Source organism: Trichocoleus sp. DQ-A3, from assembly GCF_039961975.1.
In the GTDB taxonomy this organism is placed as follows: domain Bacteria; phylum Cyanobacteriota; class Cyanobacteriia; order Cyanobacteriales; family FACHB-T130; genus FACHB-T130.
Map to the genome: position 1 here is coordinate 78,803 of NZ_JAMPKC010000011.1, position 17,185 is coordinate 95,987.

General features: G+C 47.0%; 16 protein-coding genes and 1 tRNA gene. 7 read left to right on the forward strand and 10 right to left on the reverse strand.

Translation table 11 applies throughout. The features are described 5' to 3' along the window. Positions 1–36 precede the first annotated feature (36 nt). Positions 37–1,233 carry a Coenzyme F420 hydrogenase/dehydrogenase, beta subunit C-terminal domain gene (locus NDI44_RS17165; protein WP_190414421.1) on the forward strand — a complete coding sequence of 399 codons (1,197 nt, stop codon included), beginning with the start codon at positions 37–39 and terminating at the stop codon, positions 1,231–1,233. Positions 1,234–1,294: 61 nt separating this feature from the next. Here the strand turns inward: NDI44_RS17165 and NDI44_RS17170 are convergent, their stop codons facing one another. Beyond that, positions 1,295–2,524, reverse strand: coding sequence for a methionine gamma-lyase family protein (locus NDI44_RS17170; RefSeq protein ID WP_190414422.1), 1,230 nt, complete (start codon positions 2,522–2,524; stop codon positions 1,295–1,297). Positions 2,525–2,696: 172 nt separating this feature from the next. On the opposite strand from NDI44_RS17170, the gene NDI44_RS17175 reads away from it, so the two are divergent. Then, positions 2,697–3,548: an acyl-CoA desaturase gene (locus tag NDI44_RS17175; protein ID WP_190414423.1), complete on the forward strand. Its 852-nt coding sequence runs from the start codon at positions 2,697–2,699 to the stop codon at positions 3,546–3,548. Positions 3,549–3,629: 81 nt separating this feature from the next. Here the strand turns inward: NDI44_RS17175 and NDI44_RS17180 are convergent, their stop codons facing one another. From NDI44_RS17180 to NDI44_RS17190, 3 genes are all read right to left on the reverse strand, one after another. After that, positions 3,630–4,889: a glutamate-5-semialdehyde dehydrogenase gene (locus NDI44_RS17180; RefSeq protein ID WP_190414424.1), complete on the reverse strand. Its 1,260-nt coding sequence runs from the start codon at positions 4,887–4,889 to the stop codon at positions 3,630–3,632. A gap of 4 nt (positions 4,890–4,893) precedes the next feature. After that, positions 4,894–5,310: a hypothetical protein gene (locus tag NDI44_RS17185; RefSeq protein WP_190414425.1), complete on the reverse strand. Its 417-nt coding sequence runs from the start codon at positions 5,308–5,310 to the stop codon at positions 4,894–4,896. A gap of 275 nt (positions 5,311–5,585) precedes the next feature. Continuing rightward, a tRNA-Gly gene (locus NDI44_RS17190) sits at positions 5,586–5,657 on the reverse strand. A 275-nt stretch (positions 5,658–5,932) separates the two neighbouring features. On the opposite strand from NDI44_RS17190, the gene rseP reads away from it, so the two are divergent. From rseP to rpsN, 3 genes are all read left to right on the forward strand, one after another. After that, positions 5,933–7,024, forward strand: a complete 1,092-nt coding sequence (gene rseP, locus NDI44_RS17195; protein ID WP_190414426.1) for an RIP metalloprotease RseP — start codon at positions 5,933–5,935, stop codon at positions 7,022–7,024. A gap of 89 nt (positions 7,025–7,113) precedes the next feature. Then, positions 7,114–7,830 carry an endonuclease III gene (gene nth, locus NDI44_RS17200; protein ID WP_190414427.1) on the forward strand — a complete coding sequence of 239 codons (717 nt, stop codon included), beginning with the start codon at positions 7,114–7,116 and terminating at the stop codon, positions 7,828–7,830. Positions 7,831–7,888: 58 nt separating this feature from the next. Then, positions 7,889–8,191 (forward strand): 30S ribosomal protein S14, encoded by a 303-nt coding sequence (rpsN, locus tag NDI44_RS17205; RefSeq protein ID WP_190414428.1) that lies wholly within the window; start codon positions 7,889–7,891, stop codon positions 8,189–8,191. Between the two features lie 63 nt (positions 8,192–8,254). On the opposite strand, the gene NDI44_RS17210 is transcribed toward rpsN, so the two are convergent. Next, positions 8,255–8,584: a hypothetical protein gene (locus NDI44_RS17210; RefSeq protein ID WP_190414429.1), complete on the reverse strand. Its 330-nt coding sequence runs from the start codon at positions 8,582–8,584 to the stop codon at positions 8,255–8,257. A gap of 189 nt (positions 8,585–8,773) precedes the next feature. Here NDI44_RS17210 and aat point away from each other — a divergent pair, with 189 nt between their 5' ends. Next, positions 8,774–9,349, forward strand: a complete 576-nt coding sequence (aat, locus tag NDI44_RS17215; protein ID WP_190414430.1) for a leucyl/phenylalanyl-tRNA--protein transferase — start codon at positions 8,774–8,776, stop codon at positions 9,347–9,349. A 46-nt stretch (positions 9,350–9,395) separates the two neighbouring features. Beyond that, positions 9,396–10,235 carry a cyanoexosortase A gene (gene crtA, locus NDI44_RS17220; RefSeq protein WP_190414431.1) on the forward strand — a complete coding sequence of 280 codons (840 nt, stop codon included), beginning with the start codon at positions 9,396–9,398 and terminating at the stop codon, positions 10,233–10,235. 157 nt (positions 10,236–10,392) lie between these two features. On the opposite strand, the gene NDI44_RS17225 is transcribed toward crtA, so the two are convergent. The 5 genes from NDI44_RS17225 to NDI44_RS17245 all read right to left on the reverse strand — a co-directional run bounded on the left by NDI44_RS17225 (position 10,393) and on the right by NDI44_RS17245 (position 17,145). Next, entirely contained in the window at positions 10,393–13,563 is a 3,171-nt protein-coding gene (locus tag NDI44_RS17225; protein ID WP_190414432.1) for a VIT domain-containing protein, read from the reverse strand. 82 nt (positions 13,564–13,645) lie between these two features. Continuing rightward, positions 13,646–14,914: an anhydro-N-acetylmuramic acid kinase gene (locus NDI44_RS17230; protein WP_190414433.1), complete on the reverse strand. Its 1,269-nt coding sequence runs from the start codon at positions 14,912–14,914 to the stop codon at positions 13,646–13,648. Positions 14,915–14,957: 43 nt separating this feature from the next. Continuing rightward, positions 14,958–16,091 carry a sensor histidine kinase KdpD gene (locus NDI44_RS17235; RefSeq protein WP_190414434.1) on the reverse strand — a complete coding sequence of 378 codons (1,134 nt, stop codon included), beginning with the start codon at positions 16,089–16,091 and terminating at the stop codon, positions 14,958–14,960. Positions 16,092–16,166: 75 nt separating this feature from the next. Further along, a complete protein-coding gene (gene kdpC / locus NDI44_RS17240; RefSeq protein ID WP_190414435.1) occupies positions 16,167–16,775 on the reverse strand; it encodes a K(+)-transporting ATPase subunit C in 609 nt (202 codons plus the stop codon). A 106-nt stretch (positions 16,776–16,881) separates the two neighbouring features. Continuing rightward, the gene (locus NDI44_RS17245) at positions 16,882–17,145 is read right to left on the reverse strand and encodes a potassium-transporting ATPase subunit F (RefSeq protein WP_190414436.1); all 264 of its coding nucleotides are present in this window, start codon (positions 17,143–17,145) and stop codon (positions 16,882–16,884) included. Between the last annotated feature and the right edge of the window lie 40 nt (positions 17,146–17,185).

Below are 17,185 nucleotides of genomic sequence, written 5' to 3' on the forward strand. Positions count from 1 at the left end.
AGATAGATGTTTTTAGTTAATAAACTGCCCTTAATTATGACTTCGGTGCGCCCTCACGATAAAGCCAAAGCCCTCAAACCTTCTAGTCGTCGCCCTGCTAAAGAACTCTGTAGCGAGTGTGGGCTATGCGACACATACTATATTCACTATGTCAAGGAAGCGTGTGCATTTCTTAATCAGCAGATAGCGGAACTAGAAGAAGAAATCCACGGAAGAAGCCGCAATCTGGATAATCCCGATGATTGGTATTTTGGGGTTAGTCAAGAGATGATGGCGGCGCGGAAAACTGAGCCAATCGAGGGGGCGCAGTGGACGGGAATTGTCAGCACCATTGCCATTGAAATGCTCAATCGCGGCATGGTTGAGGGCGTTGTCTGCGTCCAGAATACGAAGGAAGACAGATTTCAGCCGATGCCGATAATCGCTCGCACGCCAGAAGAAATTCTGGCAGCGCGGGTGAATAAACCAACGCTGTCGCCTAATCTTTCGGTATTGGAGCAAATTGAGCAATCTGGGATGAAGCGGCTGTTGGTAATTGGTGTTGGTTGCCAAATTCAAGCATTACGAGCCGTTGAGAAGGAACTGGGATTAGAAAAGCTTTACGTTTTGGGTACGCCCTGTGTCGATAATGTTAACCGCGCCGGGTTGCAAAAATTCTTGGAAACCACTAGCCGTTCCCCGGATACAGTGGTGCATTACGAGTTTATGCAAGATTTCCGGGTTCACTTCAAGCACGAAGATGGCTCTACGGAAATGGTGCCTTTCTTTGGACTGAAGACAAACCAGTTAAAGGATGTTTTCGCTCCTTCTTGTATGAGCTGCTTTGATTATGTGAATTCTCTGGCAGATTTAGTCGTAGGCTACATGGGCGCACCCTTTGGCTGGCAGTGGATTGTGGTGCGGAATGACACTGGCAAAGAAATGCTGGATTTGGTGCAAGATCAGATAGACACGCAGCCAGTGATGTCCCACGGAAACCGCAAAGAAGCGGTACAACAAAGTATTCCCGCTTACGATAAAGGCGTTACTCTCCCGATGTGGGCGGCAAAGCTGATGGGAGTCGTGATTGAAAAAATTGGCCCCAAAGGTTTAGAGTATGCCCGTTTCTCAATTGATTCCCACTTCACCCGCAATTATTTGTATGTGAAGCGCAATCATCCGGAGAAGTTAGAGGCGCACGTACCAGAATATGCCAAGCGAATTGTCGGGCAGTATAAATTGCCGGAATCTTGAAGGTTTCGCGCCAAGACGCAAAAGCGCAAAGTTTTTCTTGGCGTCTTGGCGCGAAATTATTCTAAGCTGGCCCCACAGCTTCAATTGCGGCTTCTAGCGCGATCGCTACATGAGTCCAATGGGTTCCCCCTTGACAAAATACAACGTATGGCTCTCGTAGTGGTCCATCGGATGACAATTCAGAGGTGCTGCCTTCAATAAAGGTACCTCCAGCCATCACTAGCTGGCTCTCATATCCCGGCATATCACCGGGTATCGGATCGACATAGGAATCGATAGGCGAGTGCTGTTGAATGGCTTGACAAAAGGCAATCATCTTCTCACGCGAACCCAATTTGATGGCTTGAATCACGTCGCGGCGGGGTGCCATTGGTAAAGGATTCACTGCATAACCCAATTGATCGAAAACGTAAGCCGTCAGGTGATTCCCTTTCATGGCTTCCCCGACCATTTGTGGTGCGAGGAACAATCCTTGGAACATCAGGCGATGTTGATCGAAACTGGCACCACCACTACTGCCAATTCCTGGTGCCGTCAAACGACAGGCGGCGGCTTCTACTAAGTCTGCCCGCCCCGCAACATAGCCGCCAGCGGTTACGATAGTACCACCAGGATTTTTAATCAAAGAGCCAGCCATTAGATCGGCACCGACAGCGGTAGGTTCCTGTTCTTCAATAAATTCCCCATAACAATTATCGACAAAGCAAACTGTGTTGGGATTTTGTTGTTTGACCAGGAAAACAATTTTTTCGATGTCGGTAATGGAAAGACTGGGACGCCAGGAATAGCCGCAGGAACGCTGGATTAACACGAGACGAGTGCGATCGCTAACTCCTGTCGCCAGCGCTTGCCAATCAATAATTCCTTCTTCCGTAAGAGCCAATTCTTTGTAACTAACGCCAAAATCAAGTAAGGAGCCTTGGCCTTGCCCACGCAAACCAATAACTTCTTCTAGCGTGTCATAGGGGGCACCGACCACTGCCAGCATTTCATCTCCAGGACGAAGAACGCCAAATAAGGCACAGGCGATCGCATGAGTACCGGACACAAACTGCACTCGAACCGCAGCAGCTTCGGCACCCATCACGTCCGCAAATACCCGATCGAGCGTCTGACGCCCTAAATCATCGTGACCGTAGCCGGTGACACCAGCGAAATGGTGCGCCCCCACCCGATGGTGACGAAAGGCTTCCAGCACTCGTTTAAGATTTTGCTTGACTGTTGCGTCAATTGCGGAAAAAATCGGAAACAGTACCTTTTCTGCTTCCTGTAGCTGTTGAAAGCTGTTCATCAATACCTGGAGAAAGAGATTTCTTATTTATTTTAGATTTTGGAGCTTTTGGCAATGTAAAAATTTGCATTTCCAGTAAAAGCAGGGCAAACAAGCCGCCCTTACAAGACCAAGATCAAAATCCCAAATCCAATAGCAGGTTGGGCTGCACAATTTTTATCAAGGTTACTGCATGACTGTTGCGACCACAACTAAAGATCAAGAACAGGTGAGACAAGACTCGCCTCTCCGTCCTGATTGGGTCATTATTATCTACATGGCTGCGTTACACATCGCAGCGCTTTTCGCCCTATTTCCCAGTAACTTCAGTTGGGCTGCGGTTGGTGTCGCCGTCTTTTTCCACTGGGTAACGGGTGGCTTGGGAATTACGCTGGGATTTCATCGTCTGGTAACGCATCGTAGTTTCCAAACCCCTAAGTGGTTAGAATACTTCTTTGTTCTCTGCGGCACCCTTTCCTGCCAAGGAGGTCCGATTAACTGGATAGGCATACATCGCCTCCATCATTTGCACTCGGATGAAAACTTAGATCCTCATGATTCCAACAAAGGTTTTTGGTGGAGTCACATGGGCTGGATGCTTTATCAAAACCCTGCGGATACAGACATCCCTCGGGTTACTAAAGATATTTCTGGCGATCCGGTTTATCAGTTTTTACAAAAATATTTCATTCCCATTCAGGTTGTCTTAGGTTTAATTCTTTACGCCTTGGGCGGTTGGCCTTTTGTGGTTTGGGGAATTTTTGTTCGGATCGTTGCAGTGTTTCACTGCACTTGGTTTGTCAACAGTGCAACGCATAAATTTGGCTATCGCACTTACGAATCTGAGGATCGCTCGACTAATTGTTGGTGGGTGGCTTTACTCACCTATGGCGAAGGTTGGCACAACAACCACCATGCTTTTCAATATTCCGCTCGACATGGCTTAAAGTGGTGGGAAATTGACCTAACGTGGATGACCATTCAATTTCTTCAGTCGCTCGGTTTAGCCTCAAAGGTAAAACTGGTCGAAGAAAGTAAACAATAAACAGTAAAAAGGCAAAAGAAAGCGGAGAGAAGGATAAAGTATGAAGCAGTTTTTCCCTTCATCCTTCTCTCTTTTGCCTTTTTAGTTGTGTCCCTGCACGACGTGCTTAACGGTGGTAAAAGATTCTAAGCCAATCGGCCCTCGGCGATGTCCTTTTTGGTTAGACATTCCCAGAAATAAGGAGTCTCCGCCCTTGGGGTTACGCGAAAATCGGGGAGAAGAATTGAGATAGACTGAGGCACTATTAACGCCGAGAGCAAATTGGCGGCTTTCTTGATAGGATTCAGAAACTAGACAGTCGGCGTGACCGCTGCTGTATTGATTAATACAAATAATGGCTTCCTCGATACTCTCTACCAGTTTAAAAGCCACAATCTTATCAAGATAGGCTTGACTCCACTCTAATTCATCAGCTAGTTTCAAATCTGGAAATTGTGTCACCAAATCCCTATCTCCTCTGAGTTGAAACCCTTTTTCCTTAAGACTGTTCCAAAGCATTGTTAGAGAAGAAGGTTTGCAAGCTGGATGAATCAAAACCTTTTCAATCGCATTAACAGGGTCTGGCTCGCTTTGATGACTGTCTAAAATTGCGTTCCGAGCCATCTCTAAGCTACCCGTAGGCGACCAATAGAGGTAGCAGTTTCCCATCGCCGACTTCAAGACGGGTGCAGTTGAGAGCTGGATCACTTTTTGGACTAAACTAGGGCGACCATAGGGAATCACCAAATTAATGTATCGGTCTTGAATGACTAAATCCCGAATGGAAGCGCCTTGCTCTGATGGTAGTAGCTCCAGACAACCCGGTGGCATACCTGCTCGTTCTAAGGCTGATTGTAAAACTTGGGCAATGACCGTATTAGAGTGGCTAGCTTCACTTCCACCTCGGAGAATCAGGCTGTTGCCAGTTTTCAGACACATCCCGGCAGCGATCGCTCCTAGCTCCGGAAAGGCTTCGTAAATCAATGCAATGACCCCCAGCGGCATTAGCTGGGAGTAAGTTTGCGAGTGTTCTAGCTGATAAGTCGCGTTCATCACCCGCCGGATCGGATCGGACAACTCAGCTAACCGTTGCAAAATGTGGATGGTGGTTTGCAGCCGCTCAGGTGTCAGCTTCAGCCAATCTAAAATCAGCTCATGTGCTGCCATTTCGCGACTGGCTTCCAGATCCAGGGTGTTTGCTTCCAAAATATCGTCTAAGGATCTCTGAAGTGCCTGCGCCATTGCGGCGACAGCACGGCTGCGCTCTACTCCCTTGGTAGTTGCCAATTCCAGGGAAGCTTCATAAGCGCGACGAACAGCGTTCATTGGGTCGGGGGTCGGAGTAATATCGTTGATTGCCATTGGGCTAACGTCGGTGAGTCAGCCAGATGATCAGCGCTGGCACCAATAGCGCCAACACGCTCACCATCGCACACAGCACAATAATGATACCAGGAGGGGCGGGAGGTGAAATCTGAGCTAAGCAAAGCCCTGCGATCAGTACCACCGCAATGATTCCTAAGGAAACAGGTAGGTAGCTGTCCCCAAGCCCTGGATGAGCAGTACTCCAGCGATGACCCGTCCACCGCCACGAGCGCTTGTAGGGATAGCTTGTAGACAGTTGTTCGATCGCATACCCACTCTCTTCAACCACGAAGATTTGCTGACAGCGATCGCAGCCAAACGCTTCTGTCAGCGTAATCGGTACTAAACGCCCTCTACGTCGGCATGGGCACGGGTAATCGTTATTTAAGTCAATCTTCTGATCTTTCTGAGATGGCACAAGCGCTATTTAAACAAAGATATGAAAGTGTCAACTTAAGATTTTCGGAACCGGGTTCGTCTGTTAGACTTTTTTTAGTTTGCACCTAGTAGCCGCCTTTCTTCGGACTAGGTACGACTGAATGCCTTTAAATACACAGACAATCTAGGCGAATTTTAACACTGTAAACCTTTGCCTAGAAATGCTCCGACTTATAGATAATCAGATTTATCCTCTCTACCTCTGAAGACCTACGCCTGAAGAAAGGCTACTTCTTATATGATTTTAACCAGAAGAGCGGGTAACGCGATTCGAACGCGCGACATTCACCTTGGCAAGGTGACGCTCTACCACTGAGCTATACCCGCAAAACTTTATCTTTATCTAGATTCTCAAAATTTTCAGCATCTGTCAACTATCTTTTTTAATCATTTCACTAACCACTCGATGAAATTTGAAGTTGGCGAGAGTGGGAGCGCTTGGTGAAGCGATTTCTGCGGGGAGGCGAGGAAGGAATTCCTCACGCTGTATTTGGAACTCTGTATTTTGATGCTTTCCGGCTCCTCTTCCCTGAACTCACCCAGCTTCCGGACGCAACACCGTAGAATGAAGAAGTATGTAGTTAGTTGAATTAATTATTAATATGCCTGTTTTTGCGGCGATCGCAGTCTTGGCGCTTTTGATTGTGGTACATGAGCTGGGTCATTTCATGGCAGCTCGTCTTCAAGGAATTCACGTCAACCGCTTCTCCCTCGGTTTTGGCCCGATCCTCTGGAAGTACCAGGGACCGGAAACCGAATATGCCATCCGGGCTTTTCCCCTAGGCGGATTTGTTGGTTTCCCTGATGATGATCCCGACAGTGATATTCCCCCAGAAGACCCCAATCTACTACGCAACCGACCCATCCTCGACAGAGCCATTGTCATTAGCGCTGGTGTCATCGCCAACTTGCTATTTGCTTACTTGCTGCTAGCGACTCAACTGGGTCTGGTGGGCGTTCAGGAATTTAATTATCAGCCTGGTGTCTTGGTTCCCCAAGTCGCCTCAGAGGTAAGTTCTGCTGCACTTAAGGCTGGCATCAAAGCAGGAGACATTATTCTCTTGGCAGACGGTCAACCACTGAAAGCCTCCAAGGAAGCCATTCCAAAGCTTATGGAGGTCATTCAAAATAATCCCAACCAGCCGGTCCCCCTGAGCGTTGAACGTCAAGGTCAAATCATTTCCCTGACCGTGACACCGCAACCCGGAAGCGATGGGAAAGGTCGCATCGGTGTCCAGCTAGCTCCTAGCGGCAAAGTAGTGCGTCGGCACCTCAAGAATCCTGTAGAAGTTTTGACCACTGCGGCTACAAAGTACCAAGAATTTGTCGTTTTAACGGCTCAGGGCTTTGTACAACTGATCAGTAACTTTGGCGAAACAGCCGATCAGGTTGCTGGGCCGGTTAAAATTGTGGAACTTGGTGCCAGTATTGCCAAGTCAGACGCAGCGAATCTGTTTCAGTTTGCTGCCTTGATCAGCATTAACCTTGCGATTATCAACATATTGCCGCTACCGGCTCTCGATGGTGGTCAACTAGCTTTCTTATTGATTGAAGGCTTGCGGGGTAAACCTTTGCCGACTCAAATCCAAGATGGCATTATGCAAACTGGTTTGATGTTGCTTCTGGGTTTGGGAATTTTCTTGATTGTTCGAGACACTGCTAACCTGGAGTGGGTTCAAAAACTCTTGCAATGAACGCAGTTGTCTATCGTTTTTAACAATGGATAACTGACCTGTACGGGCGCAGGGTCATGCGCCCCTACCAACTAGACAATTGACGATTTATGAACATTACCCGTACATGGTCAGCTAAGCAGCAGCGTGCTTTGGAGATTTTGATTCGCCTGAAGCGATTGTATCCAGATGCACCCTGTACGCTGAACTACGAGACGCCGGTACAGTTATTGGTCGCAACCATTCTCTCCGCTCAATGTACCGATGAACGGGTGAATCAAGTAACCCCCTCCTTATTTTCTCGGTTTCCCGACGCCCCAGCTTTGGCAAACGCTGATATTGCCGAGTTGGAAACCCTGATCCGTTCAACCGGCTTTTATCGCAATAAAGCTAAAAATATTCAAGGTGCCTGCGTCCTGATTGTGGAGAAATTTAAAGGACAGGTGCCAAAACGAATGGAATTGTTGCTGGAATTACCAGGAGTAGCGCGAAAGACGGCGAATGTCGTTCTGGCTCACGCTTACGGCATCAATCAAGGCGTAACAGTGGATACTCATGTGAAGCGCCTCAGCTACCGATTGGGTTTGACAGAATATACAGACCCAGTGCGGATAGAGCGAGATTTAATGAGACTATTGCCCCTAGAGGATTGGGAAAACTGGTCAATTCGGTTGGTCTATCATGGTCGGGCAATTTGTAAAGCCAAAAATCCGGTGTGCCATGCTTGTGTCCTTGCGGATTTGTGTCCTTCTGCTAATTTGTCGCCCTCAGATTCTGTAAATATTAGCCTCGCCACATCTCCTCAAATTGTGGAAGCTTCTAATTGATACCATCCGCTAGAATGGAGAATGGTGTCTTTATTGCTGGAACAAAGTAGGATAATTCATGGCTAAAAAGAGCATGATTGAGCGGGAGAAAAAACGCCAGAAGCTGGTAGATAAGTATGCCGCTAAGCGTGAAACGTTGCAGGAAGCATTTGAGAATGCAACAACCCAACAACAGAAGCTGACGATTCATCGGCAGATACAGCAACTGCCGCGCAACAGTGCGCCCACACGACTGCGGAATCGCTGCTGGGTGACTGGGCGTCCTAGAGGCGTATACCGAGATTTTGGTCTGTCTCGCAACGTTATGCGGGAATGGGCACACCAAGGCCTGTTGCCGGGAGTCGTCAAGTCTAGCTGGTAGTCTTTAGTCTTTAGTCTTTAGTCTTTAGTTGATTGCGTTTGACCAATGACTATTGACTATTGACTATTGACCGCAACAGCGGTCGATGCCAAGACTGTCTAAGAGCAATTCACTGACCGCATTCGCGATCGCAAACTCGCTATAAAAACTTCTGGAAAAATCAAACGCCTGCATCTCTGTCAGAATGGCAATCACCAGGGAACCCAGGTCGTTTTCCCCTTCCATCCGCTGGCGGACATAAATCTGGGAAGCTCGTTGGGCAATCTCTTGATTGACAGCCTCTGGAATAAACTCTTCATCGAGCCACTTGTGTAATGCGCTTTGCAGCCATTTGCCTTCCTGTTGAGGATTTTCGGCTGGTGGTAAGGTGATCGGTGGGATAGGTTGAGACATTTTCACGTATCAGCTTTTCGCTTCTCAGCTTTTAAATTTCAGACGCCGACTCAATGATTCTAAAAGTTGGGGCAGTATTTTAGATATTAAGGTGGTTCTATCTCATCAGGACATCTATGCAGCCATTTGTGGCTGTTAGAGATATACATAGATCGGATAATACGTCATTAACCCGCTTGGATTGAGTGCATGGAGTTTGATATTCCCACCATTATTCAGGGGTATGCCCAAGGCTACTTCCTGATGGCGGATGACGACAATGGCTTGGGATGGTATTCCAGCCGTCAGAGAACACTCGTTCCCCTCGATGAGCAGTTTCGCTACCCGAAGTCACTGCGGCGTATTCTCAACCAAGAACGCTTCGCTGTTGCCGTCAATCGGGATTTCCAGGGTGTGGTGGCTGGGTGTGCGGATCGAGAAACAACGTGGATCTCCCCAGAACTCCAAGAGATTTATTTGGCACTTTACGAAGAGGGCTGGGCTTATAGCTTCGAGACTTGGCAGGGAGAGGAACTGGCTGGAGGAATTTTAGGAATTGTCATCGGGGGTGCGTTTATTGGGGAATCTATGTTCTACCGGATTCCAGAGGGGTCAAAGGTGGCGATGGTGAAGTTGGTGGAAAGATTGCGATCGCGCAATTTTGCTTTCTTTGACGCCCAAATGATGAACCCCCATTTAGAGCGCTTTGGTGCCTACATCATTGACGATTCACAATATCAAGTCCTGTTACGGAAAGCGTTGCAGCGTCGGTGTTCTTTAGTATAGCCGCAACCAGCGGGTGTGTCCTACCGAGCAAAACTTTTATCGAATCATGAGCAGGCTAAAACTTGTCAAAGACTTGAAATTCTGGTTGATAGCGATCGCGGCAGGCTTAATTACAATTCATCTTACTTTGACTTGGAGGAGTGGCAATACTGAATTGCTGAGTACAAGCTTCCTATTTTGGGCTGCGGTATCATCCCTACTTTGGCAGAAACGAGACAGATTAGAGCTAAAAAGCGATGATTTTTCTAGTATTGTTGGGTTCGCGCTGATTAGTCTGGTACTTTTTAAAAGTCTGAACCCTGGCTATGGTTTTACCCTTCACGTTACACCTTTGATTTCAATGCTGGGCTTGGGTTTAATTGCCTCTGGGGTTAAAGGATTAAAGCAGTATTGGCGGGAATTGCTGCTACTGGCTTTTTTCGTCTTAAATCAAGAATTAATATTGAAATTTTTTAATGTATCTTTATTAACCGCTAAATTTACATTTATTTTTCTTTGGTTTTTAGGATTCCCCGTTGTGCAGCGAGGGGAGATTTTAAGTTTGCCAACCGGGTCTGTACAAATTGGCGGAGCTTGTGCAGGTGTAGGTACTATCCTTCAGCTATTGGGATTAGCTTTAGTTGTTTTACTCATTTTTCCAACTAAATTGAAGGAAAAGATTTTATTACCATTCGTTGCTGTCATCGTAGCCTTTACGCTAAATGGGATACGGGTGGCTTTGATGACGGTTTTGGCAGGGTTATCAAATAAAGAAGCTTTTGAATATTGGCATCTTGGTGATGGTTCTGTAATCTTTCCTATGATTTCTGTATTTATTTTTGGATTAATTTGTCGATTTTGGCTGTTAAAACCAGGCAGCAAAAATGAGAATTCTGTAGAATTTTAATTGCACCTATAGCACTCTTAAAGGATGCGTGAAAGCAAGCTCCCCGACAACTTTTACGAAGTCGGGGAGCGGAAAGGTTGGAAGCTCACAATTAAAACAGGATTGCTATATTTTTGACTGATGAAGCTTAATATAGCGGTAAAAAAGTGGACTGGGATTAGTTTCCAGGCGGAGTGCTTTTCAAACCCTTCAACCGCTTCCAGGCAAAGTACATTCCCAGCAAGAGAACAGCCAAGATGTTGCCTAAGATTTGGCTGGGTTCGGGCACTGGATCGGGATCTAACGATTGGCTGGATGGCTGTGCTGAGCTAGATAGCGGCTGGCTGTTCGCTGCTGACGGTGCTGACGGTGCTGACGGTGCTGACGGCATTTTGCTAGCAGTAGGTTTGCTAGCTACTAACGCTTTGCTAGATGGTGGCGCTTGGCTGAGTGGAGGCACGTTACCGTTTTGGCTAGACGTTGCTTCGGCGTTCATACCCTCTGGCGTTTCTACCGGCACTTGCACCTGCTGAGTTTTCTGGGAATCGACTCGCACTTCTTCCGTGACAGCAACAAAGGAGGTGTATTGCGACAACAACCGATAAGCGAGCGCGGTATCAGTAACGGCTTTGACATTATTTGGGTTTTCACCAGCATAGATTTCATTCATCAAATCTTTAATCCGGGCGCGTCCCCAAAGTTGAGCGATCGCGCTATTGCCACCGCCGTCAAATTCAATCGGTAACTTCTTCTCATAGCGTTTGCCACCCGCGACGATTCCAGTAATTCGCAAAGTTCCTTTAGCGCGATCGCCTTTACGTCCAAACAACACCAAAGGCTGATTGGCAAACAAATCAGGGGGTTTGATCGGATAGATTTGCGGTGCTTTTCCACTCCCTTCCCAGTTCACTTCGATATTCGTAAGTACGGGATTATTGATCTGTTGGGAGAACTTTTCGACGACTTTTTGGGCGGATTCTCTAGGGGGAACGACTTCTGAAGTGCCCCGTCCTTCCTCTGCCAAACGATCGATCAAGAAGCGGTTCACTGAAGGGCCAACACCGAAACTATAAAGCCGATTTCCCGGCTTCAGCCGCTTTTTAATTTCTGCGATCGCTTGCTGGTCTTGATCGATCAAACCGTCAGTAATCAAGACAATACTCCGCAGGCGTCCTTCTGGCGCGGCGGGGAAATTCAACACAGTTTGAATGCCATTAAATAACTCGGTGCCACCGTTAGCATCTAGGCGATTGATATAATTTAGGGCTTTCTCACGGTTTTGCGGCGTATTCGGTAAAGGTATAGGAGATAGCTGCGTCGCGCTATCGGAAAAGTCAACAACATTAAAGGTATCGCCGGGATTGAGTCCATTGATAAACCGGCGCATCAGTTCCTTTGATTGCTCAATTGGCGGTCCACTTTGAGAGCCAGAAGTATCCATGAGAAATACCACATCTTTGGGTACAATCTCATTACTTTGATATTCCACGGCTGGAATTAAATAGGTGGCAAAGTGACCGCCGCGTTCATCCGCCTCTGATAATACTGTGGACTGGGTTTGGGCACTCGATACCTGATAACGTAAAATCAGGTCTTTATTCGGAATTGCGTTTTCCTTGCTCAATTCAACCCGCATGATGCGACCATCTTGAGTGGTACGGATTTGATGAGAAGGCGATCGCACTTCTTTGACTGGCACCCCGGCTTCTATTTCTACCGTTACGCCAATATCTTGCCCAGAACGGCTTCCGGCTGGTAAAGTCGGCGGATTTATCTGCGAAGTGTCGGTAAGGTTTGTATTGCCTTGATTATTCGTTGAATTTCCTGAGCTGTAACGTGGTCCTACCACCATTGGGAAGACAAATTCATAGTTACCTTTTTCAAACTTCAGGCTTTCACTGTAGCGAATGGTGACATCGATTTTTTCGCCTGGTTTGATGTTAGCCAAGGACTGAGTAAAAATATTGTCTCGTTCTTGGTCTAATAAGGCAGCAGTTTTTCCTTCTTGTTTGGCTTGTTCGTAAATTTGCTTTGCTTCTTCGCGTTTTTTGATGACACCTCGGATGATGCGATTGCCTACTTTTATTTCCATGTCATCCACCGCCGCTTCATCGGGCAGTGGAAACTTATAGACAGCTTCTAAGGGATTGTTAAAGGGATTTTCAAAGGTCTGCGTTACCTCCACCCGCGACACATTTCCTGTAACTTTCGCCACAACTTCCGTATGTTTCAACGGAAACACTTGCTGCTGTCCATCCACAATGGCGAATAAGCTGCCTTCCGTCAGAGATGGTTGTTTCTCAATTTGCTGAGTCACCATCTCTACCACAGGCGAAGCTAAGTACCGCACTCCCGCATATCCAAACAATAGGAAGGCACCGGCTATCAGCCATTTTTTCTTAGAATTACGTTTAGTAGTTGGGAGCGATCGCCCATTCAAATCTTGCAACACTTCATCTGCTGATTGATAGCGCCGCTTCGTACCCGTTTGCAGCATTTTGTCGAGAATGCTACCGAACTGTTTGCTGACTGGGGTCTTTAAAAAATGTCGCCAAACCCAGGTATCTTCACTGGTATCGCTCAGATCGAAAGGAGGAATTTGGGTGAGCAAATGAATACAAGTAACACCCAAACTATACAAATCGCTGGCGAAAATCGCTTTCCCTTTTACTTGTTCGGGAGCCGTATACGCAGCAGAACCGATGACCGTTCCAGTTTTGCCTAGCATCGTCTCAGTCGCATACTTTGCTGCGCCAAAATCGACTAACACGAGTTTGCCATCTCGACGGTTGCGGATGATGTTTTCGGGTTTAATATCCCGGTGAATCATCTGTTGACTGTGGACAAATTGCAACACTGGCAGCAAACTTTGCAGGAGTTGCCGAATTTCTACTTCTTTAAACGGCCCTTTTTTGGTTAATTCTTGAGCTAAGTTTTCTCCATCGATAAACTGTTGCACTAAATACTGATGGTCATCTTGCTCAAAATATGCCAGCAGTTCGGGAATTTGATGATGTTTCCCAACAACCTCTAAGCGAGTTGCCTCTTGACGGAATAACTCTGCTGCTTTTTGGCGATTATTAGTTCCTTGTTGTTGAGGAAAAAACTGTTTAATGACACAGCGCGGTTCCGATGGCTGGGATATATCCACAGCCAGGAAAGTTCTCCCCATACCTCCTTGACCAATCGGTTTAATCGCACGATAGCGATCGCTCAGCAGTAATTGCGATCCGCAACTTTCGCAGATAGCGGCATTTCCAGGATTTTCTGGCTGCTTACAATTAGGATTCAGGCAATAACACCGACGTCGATCGTGAGCTGTGCTTTTTTGAGGCGGGAAGGTCGTCATAGCAGCCCTTTTTCAAAACCGTTCACGCCATTCTAGCCATTTCATTTCTAAAATTAATATAAAGAATCGGCTAGAAACGCTCTCAGCGCAAGGTTTTGAGCTTTGTAGGAAGATAAACTTCTCCAAGTAGTACGGCAGAAGTTGCGCCGGTAACTTGGGGAAGATTGCCAGGGATGCCTAACTGACGCCAATATGCCAAAACAGCGAAAGCGATCGCTTCTTTGAAATCAGCATTCACACCCGCCTCATCCGTTGTCAACACTGGCACGGGTTGTAAAGTCGCTTGTAGGCGCTGTTTTAAATAGAGATTGCGACTGCCACCGCCACACAATAACACCTCGTCAGGCATCTGCGGCAGGAAAGTGCGGTAGCTATGAACAATTGACGCAGCAGTGAGTTCAGTCAGCGTTGCCAGCAGATCAGCGCTACTCAACTCATAAGCAGAGGCATCTGCGATACACTGCCGGAGATAGGTGTAGCTAAATAGCTCTCGACCCGTTGATTTGGGCGGTTGCTGCTGGAAGTAGTCCTGCTGTAGCCATTGCTCTACTAAATCGTTGCAGATTGTGCCTGCTGCGGCCCATGCTCCATCCTGATCGTAGGTTTTGGCTCCATTCGTTAAATATTGCACCGCCAGGTCTAGAAGCGCATTCCCCGGCCCGGTGTCCCAGCCTCGGATCTCTTGTAGCCAGCTGCCCCGACGCGCCGGTAGGTAAGTGACATTCCCGATACCGCCAATATTTTGGACACATCGGTACTTGTCAGGGTGGCTCAATAAATAAGCATCTACTGCTGGCACCATAGGCGCACCTTGTCCACCGGCGGCAATATCCGCCGCCCGGAAATTACTTACTGTGGGAATACCTGTCAGATGGGCAATTAAGGCACCCCGACCTAATTGCAGACTGTAACCTAAAGGAGTGCTGAGGACGGATGACTGAGGACTGAGTGAAGGGTCGAGGACTGAGGACTGAGGACTGAGTGAAGGATTGAGGATAAAAGATGAAGTCTCTTCTTTTCCCTCTCTCCCCTGCTCTGTGGGCGGGCGATGAAAAACAGTTTGTCCGTGAGAGCCAATTAACTCGGCTGGGGGGTTGCCGTTTTGAATGTTTTGGGCTGCTTGTGCGAAGGTGTAAGCGATCGCATCATCTAATTGGGCAAATTCTTCCATTGACAAGGATGACCCGCCACAAACTTCTAAAATTTGCTTTGAGAGCGCATCTGGATAAGGATAGGTCGCTCCTGCTAGCAGAGTCACTTTTATATCTAAGTCTTTACCGGAAATTTCTACTAAAGCGGCGTCAATACCATCTACCGAGGTGCCGCTTATCAAACCAATTACGCGCATCATTTTAGTAATTAAAAATTAACCCTGAAAACTTAATTAGTTGTATTTATTGCTTAGATGAGTTTTGTTCGGCTGCAATGATGTGCAAATCGATATTCTTGAGATAGCGCATCAACTTCTGAACAAAAGACCCCTTCCAGAATAACTCCCAACGAGATTTTTGAGAATGCCCAAGTACCACTTGAGTAATCCGATACTGTTGAGCGACAGAGGCGATCGCTTGCGGTACGTCATGATTAGTTACTCTTAAAAATTCCCCGCCAAATTCTAAAGTCAGCTTCTCACAAGCCTCAATATATAAACCTTCCTCCTTCGTTAAAAAGCGTTCCGGATGGGACACAAACACCGCATACAGGCGACCTCTCATATAATCAGTAATCCGCGCCCCGCGTCGCAACAGTTGTACCGAATTTGGATAAGTCGAAATACACACCAGCACCCGTTCGTGAACCGAGCAAAATCCATCACTGGGTGTAGAGGTAATCGCGTCCTCTTCAACGTTGTCCGCCACTTCCCGCAGTGCCAACTCTCGCAACGCTACTAAATGACGCCGTTGAAAGAAATTTTGTAGCGCCCGATCTATCTTATCCGGCGCGTAGATTTTCCCCTCTACTAGCCTTTCTTCCAAAGTTTCCGGCGTAACGTCAATCACCACCACTTGCGTTGCTTCATCCAACAGCCGATCTGGAATACGTTCTCGCACCACAACGCCAGTAATTCGCGCTACCAAATCATTAAGACTTTCTAGATGCTGGATATTTACCGTAGAATTTACATCAATTCCCGCATTCAAAATTATCTCAACATCTTGGTAGCGTTTTTCCCGTGGAGAACCAGGGATATTTGTATGCGCCAGTTCATCTACTAACACTAACTGCGGCTGGCGCTCCAAAATGGCATCTGTATCCATTTCTGTCAGAGTCATCCCGCCTCTGATAATTGTTTTACGGGGTATTACCTCCAGCTCCTGAGCTTTTTGGGCCGTTTCCTTGCGCCCGTGGGTTTCCAGCAACCCGATAACAACATCAATCCCTTCCTGTTTAAGGTGGTGGGCTTCTTCCAGCATCCGGTAAGTTTTGCCGACACCGGGAGCCATGCCAATGTATATTTTGTGGTTGCCGCGTCGGGCGGAACGAATGTTAGAATTCAGCGCTCCTGAAAACTCACTTTTAGGGATCATAATTGTTGAAGGTTAATTGTTCATTGCTGATTGCTGATTGTTAATTGTTCATTGCCTTTCACGATGAACGACAAACTATGAATTACTGGCAGATTGTAAATTATCTAGCGCTAAATTCAACTTGAGGACATTCACCCCAGGTTCTCCAAAAATTCCCAAAAATCTACCATCAGTGTATTTGGGAATTAATGCTTGAACTCGATCTGCTGATAAAGAGCGAGCCGCCGCCACCCTTGCGGCTTGGTTATAAGCCGTTTCTACGCTGATATGCGGATCTAAGCTAGAGCCAGACGTGTAAACTAAATCGGCTGTGGGCTGGATACCAGATACTTTCAATTGTTGGGTTGTCGCTTCTACCCGCTTGAGTAAATCTGGATTGCTAGGAGCCAGGTTGCTGGCACCAGATACACCAGTGATTTGACCTATATTTTTTGGATCGCGTTCTGCGCCTGTAAAGCTGCTGTAGTTCGTCGTGCTGGGACGACTTGTGAAATATTGAGGAGAAGAGAAGGGTTGACCAATTAAGGCAGAGCCATAGACTCGTCCTTGATTTTCGATGATGCTGCCATTTGCTTGATAGGAAAACAAAACTTGCCCAACTATTATCGTGAACAAGGGATAAATGATTGCTGTTAGGAGCCAGAGAACTAAGGCGACTCGAATTGCTTTAATGGTTTCTCGCATAAAAGACCTAATAAATGGGATTTTTGTGTGGGCGGGATCTCCCTACCCTTGCTTGCAGAAGTTTGAATTTTATTAAAAATTTAAACTTCAAAACTCAAAATTTTTTTTAGAAGCGTTCCGGTTGGAAAATAACCACAAACAGGTAAATCGACGAGGTTATCGTTAGCAGACCGAGTGCCATCAACCAGAAAGTTTGTCCAGAAGAAAGCGTTCCGCCGGTTGCGGCTTGCACAGCTGGCGTTATCAGCAGGTTCAAGCACAACAGAATAAATAGTTGCCGCAGCAAAGGTTGCTTGCGCCATTGCGCCTTCAACAAATCAATACTCTGCGCCATTTCTACCGATATTTCACTCAAATTAAATCGCTTCATAAATTTCCGAGTTCGCGCCTTCTCTTTGTGTCCTAGAGCA